The sequence below is a fragment of the Phenylobacterium sp. genome, assembly GCF_036263695.1.
Classification (GTDB): domain Bacteria; phylum Pseudomonadota; class Alphaproteobacteria; order Caulobacterales; family Caulobacteraceae; genus Phenylobacterium.
In genome coordinates, this window is record NZ_DATAGM010000232.1 from 1 (window position 1) to 4222 (window position 4222).

A 4222-nucleotide genomic window follows, 5' to 3' on the forward strand; every position below is an offset into this window, starting at 1 on the left:
CGACAGCGTCACCAAGTCCAAGTTCGACAACCTCTATGGCTGCCGCGAGAGCCTGGTGGACGGCATCCGCCGGGCGACCGACGTCATGCTGTCGGGCAAGGTGGCGGTGGTCTGCGGCTACGGCGACGTGGGCAAGGGCTCGGCGGCCTCACTGCGCAACGGCGGCGCCCGCGTGGTGGTCACCGAGATCGACCCGATCTGCGCCCTGCAGGCCGCGATGGAAGGCTATGAGGTGCTGACCATCGAAGACACCCTCGACAAGGCCGACATCTACGTCACCGCCACCGGCAACAAGGACGTCATCACCGTCGACCACATGCGGCGGATGAAGAACAACGCCATCGTCTGCAACATCGGCCACTTCGACTCCGAGATCCAGATCGCCGGCCTGAAGAACTACAAGTGGGACAAGATCAAGGATCAGGTCCACCACGTGGAATTCCCGGACGGCAAGAAGATCATCGTCCTGTCGGAAGGCCGCCTGGTGAACCTGGGCAACGCCACGGGCCACCCGAGCTTCGTGATGAGCGCGTCCTTCACCAACCAGACGCTGGCCCAGATCGAACTGTGGACCAACGGCCAGGCCTACAAGAACCAGGTCTACACCCTGCCCAAGCGCCTGGATGAGAAGGTCGCCCTGCTGCACCTCGAAAAACTCGGCGCCAAGCTGACCCAGATGAGCCCGGAACAGGCCTCCTACATCGGCGTCTCGCCGCAGGGGCCGTTCAAGCCGGAGCACTATCGGTACTAACCTCCGCCGTCGTCGCCGGGCTTGTCCCGGCGACCCAGCCCGTTGCGCATGTTGCAGGCTCATCAGGACAAGTGGCCGCCATCAAGCCGGCCATGACGAGCGCCGCGGGCGCTACCTGCCACCCACCGCTGTGCGGAAGCGCACCTTGTCGGCGCCTTCCGCCCCCATCGCGCGGTAGAAAGCGATCGCCGGGGCGTTCCAGGGCGGGGTCTGCCACTGGACCTCGGCGCAGCTGGCGCGGCGCGCGGCGGCGAAGACTTCCTCCATAAGCCGCCGGCCGAGCCCGGTCCCCCGCATCGGCGCCTGCAGGTAAAGGCAGTCCATGTGCACGTAGTCGCGACCGGCCCACGTCGAGAACTCGACGCTGGCGGTGGCGTAGCCGGCGAGGCCGCCGCCCGCCTCGACGACCCAGGCCCAGAGGCGGGGCGCGGAGCCGAACAGCGCCGCCTCCAGCCGCTCGGCCAGCCCGGCGACGTCGAGCGAGGCCCCCTCGAACCTCGCGTGCTCGGCGCAGAGGCGGACGATCTGCGCCAGGTCCTGCGGTTCGGCCGCGCGAACGAAGGCGGCCATCGGGGTCAGGCGTGCGCCAGCGCGCGCGCCAGCTCAAAGCCTTCGTCGAGCCAGCCGGTGATCCCGCCAGGCATGACCTTCACCGGCCGGCCCAGGCGGGCGAGCCGCACCGCCGCCCGCGCCGCCCCGTTGCAGTGCGGCCCCGCGCAATAGACGACGAACAGGGCTTCCGCCGGCCATTCGGCCAGCTTGCCGGCGATGATCTTGCCGTGCGGCAGGCTGACGGCGGTGGGCACGTGGCCGGCGGCGTGGGCCTCGTGGCTGCGCACGTCCAACAGGACGAAGTCCTTCTGGCCGGTGGTGATGGCGTTGTGCACGTCCCAGCAGTCGGTCTGGAAGGTGAACTCGGCCTCGAAGTGGGCGAGCGCCTCGGCGGGGGGCGCGGCGGGTATTTCGCTGACAAGCGACATGGCGGGTCTCCAGCTCAAGTGAGGCCGGAACCTAAGGCTAAGCGGGACTGTCGCTCAGTGGCGGATCTGACTATGATCGTACAGATCATGCCAAACCGCTCCGGACCCGTGGTCGCCGCGCTCGTCTACGACAGGCTGTGCACCTTCGAGTACGGCGTCGCCGCCGAGGTCTTCGGCCTGCCGCGGCCGGAGCTCGGTCCCGGCTGGTACCGGTTCGCCAGCTGCGCGGTCGAGCCGGGGCCGTTGCGGGCCATGGGCGGGCTGACGGTGCAGGTCGACGCCGGCCTCGAACTGCTCTCCGAGGCCGACCTGATCATCGCGCCGGGCTGGAAGGGCGTCGACATCGAGCCGCCGGCCCCGCTGCTCGAAGCCCTCCGCGCGGCCCACGGCCGCGGCGCCCGGCTGATGTCGATCTGCTCGGGCGTCTTCGTGCTGGCGGCGACCGGGCTGCTGGACGGCAAGCGCGTGACCACCCACTGGCGCTATGCGCAGGCGCTGGCCGCCCGCTACCCCTCGCTGCGGTTCGACGGCGAGGTGCTCTACGTGGACGAAGGGCGGATCTTCACCTCGGCCGGCAGCGCGGCGGGCATCGACCTGTCGCTCTACATCGTGCGCCGCGACTTCGGCGCGGAGGTCGCCAACCAGGTCGCCCGCCGCCTCGTCGTGCCGGCTCACCGCAACGGCGGCCAGCTGCAGTACATGCCGCGGCCGGTGCCCGAGCGCGAGAATGCGCGCCTGTCCGACGTGCTCGCCTACGTCCGCGCCCGGCCCGATCAGCCGTTCAGCGTCGCCGACATGGCGCAGATGGCGGCGCTGAGCGAGCGCAGTCTGCACCGGCGCTTCCTGGAGACGGTGGGCGAGCCGCCCGCAAGCTGGCTGATCGGGGTTAGGGTTGAGTGTGCTCGCGAGCTCCTTGAGACCCACGACCTGCCCATCGACGAGGTCGCGCGGCTGTCCGGCTTCGGCGACGCGGCGAACCTGCGTCGCCACTTCCGCCGCCGCCTGACGGTGTCGCCCTCGGAGTACCGGGCGACCTTCGGCCGGACCGCAGCGGTCAGTCCTTGAACCGCCGCACCCAGGCGGCGAAGGCTTCCAGGTAGCGGACGAGGTAGCGACCGGTCGCCTCGTCGGTGAGCTTCCCGTTGGCGTCGAACTTCTCGTGGGCGCGAAAGACCAGAAGCTCCGGCTGCGGCATGCAGAAGCTGTTGGTGAACTCGAAGGCCTGGCGCAACTGGCTCTGGCCGCGCGCCGAGCCGGTCATGCCCGGCGACGCGCCGATGATCCCGACGGGTTTGCCGGAGAGCGCCGCATCGTTCGGCGGCCGGCTGGCCCAATCGACGGCGTTCTTGGTCACCGCCGGAACCCCGTGGTTGTACTCGGGCGTCACCATCAGGACGCCGTCGGCGGCGCGAATCGACTGCTTCAGCGCTGCGACCGCCGGTGGATCGCCCTGCGCCTCCACATCCCCGTTGTAGAGCGGCACTTCGAGCAGGTCGAAGGCCTCGATAGTCATCCCCGCCGGCGCGCGCGCCTGCGCCTCGCGCAGCAGGGCGCGGTTGTAGGAAGCGCGCCGGAGGCTGCCGGCGAAGCCGAGAATGCGGATGTCGCTCATGCGGGCTGCGGGTCCGGGATGACGCTCGCTCGGTCGGCGGCGGCGGGCGCGGCGATTATCGGGTCGAGCCCCGCCAGGTGGGCGTGGAGGGTGGCGACGACCTGGGCGCCCTCTCCGACCGCCGCGGCCACCCGCTTGGTCGAGCCGGCGCGGATGTCGCCGATGGCGAAGGCGCCGTCCAGGCTGGTCTCCATGGGCCGGCGGCCGGGGTGCAGGTCGGCGCCGGTGCGGATGAAGCCCTTGTCGTCCAGCTGGATGCCCGAGCCCGCCAGCCAGTCGGTGTGCGGCTCCGCGCCGATAAACAGAAAGAGGTGGCGGATGGGGCGGCGCGTCTCCTCGCCTGTGCGCCGATCGCGCCACGTCAGGCCCTGCATCGACCCGTCGGAGCCGTCGACGCCGCAGATCTCCGCGCGGGTGACCACCTCGACATTCGGCAGCCCGGCGATGCGGTCGATGAGGTAGCGGGACATGGTCGCCTCCAGCCCCGGCCCGCGGACCAGCATCCAGACCTTCTCCACCTGCGAGGCGAGATAGACCGCCGCCTGTCCGGCCGAGTTGCCGGCGCCGACCAGCGCGACTTCCTGCCCGGCGCACAGCCGCGCCTCCACAGGCGAGGCCCAGTAGTGGACGGAGGCCGCCTCCAATTCCTCGATGCCCGCCACCTGCAGCCGTCGGTAATGCGCGCCGGCGGCGATCACCACGCTGCGGGCGCGCACCTGCTCGGCATTGGCCAGGGCCAGGGCGAAGCCGCCGGCGGGGTGGGCGGCGAGGCTGGCGACCTCATCGGGAATGGCGATCTCCACCCCGAACTTCTGAGCCTGGTTGTAGGCGCGGGCCATCAGGGCCAGGCCGCTGATGCCGGTCGGAAAGCCGAGGTAG

General features: G+C 70.5%; 6 protein-coding genes. 2 read left to right on the forward strand and 4 right to left on the reverse strand.

All coding sequences use genetic code 11. The features are described 5' to 3' along the window. Window positions 1-751 (forward strand): adenosylhomocysteinase (locus VHK87_RS09440; RefSeq protein WP_329634646.1); only part of this gene is annotated, 751 nt, incomplete at its 5' end. Window positions 752-862: 111 nt separating this feature from the next. Here VHK87_RS09440 and VHK87_RS09445 read toward each other — a convergent pair. Then, the gene (locus VHK87_RS09445; RefSeq protein WP_329634647.1) at window positions 863-1321 is read right to left on the reverse strand and encodes a GNAT family N-acetyltransferase; all 459 of its coding nucleotides are present in this window, start codon (window positions 1319-1321) and stop codon (window positions 863-865) included. 5 nt (window positions 1322-1326) lie between these two features. Next, window positions 1327-1731: a rhodanese-like domain-containing protein gene (locus VHK87_RS09450; protein WP_329634648.1), complete on the reverse strand. Its 405-nt coding sequence runs from the start codon at window positions 1729-1731 to the stop codon at window positions 1327-1329. 72 nt (window positions 1732-1803) lie between these two features. On the opposite strand from VHK87_RS09450, the gene ftrA reads away from it, so the two are divergent. Further along, window positions 1804-2796: a transcriptional regulator FtrA gene (ftrA, locus tag VHK87_RS09455; protein ID WP_329634649.1), complete on the forward strand. Its 993-nt coding sequence runs from the start codon at window positions 1804-1806 to the stop codon at window positions 2794-2796. Here the strand turns inward: ftrA and VHK87_RS09460 are convergent. Next, window positions 2786-3343: an NADPH-dependent FMN reductase gene (locus tag VHK87_RS09460; RefSeq protein ID WP_329634650.1), complete on the reverse strand. Its 558-nt coding sequence runs from the start codon at window positions 3341-3343 to the stop codon at window positions 2786-2788. The two genes, ftrA and VHK87_RS09460, sit on opposite strands and share 11 nt — an antisense overlap. Continuing rightward, window positions 3340-4222, reverse strand: an 883-nt coding sequence (locus tag VHK87_RS09465; RefSeq protein ID WP_329634651.1) for an NAD(P)/FAD-dependent oxidoreductase, incomplete at its 5' end; no start/stop codon positions are given. The genes VHK87_RS09465 and VHK87_RS09460, both read right to left, overlap by 4 nt.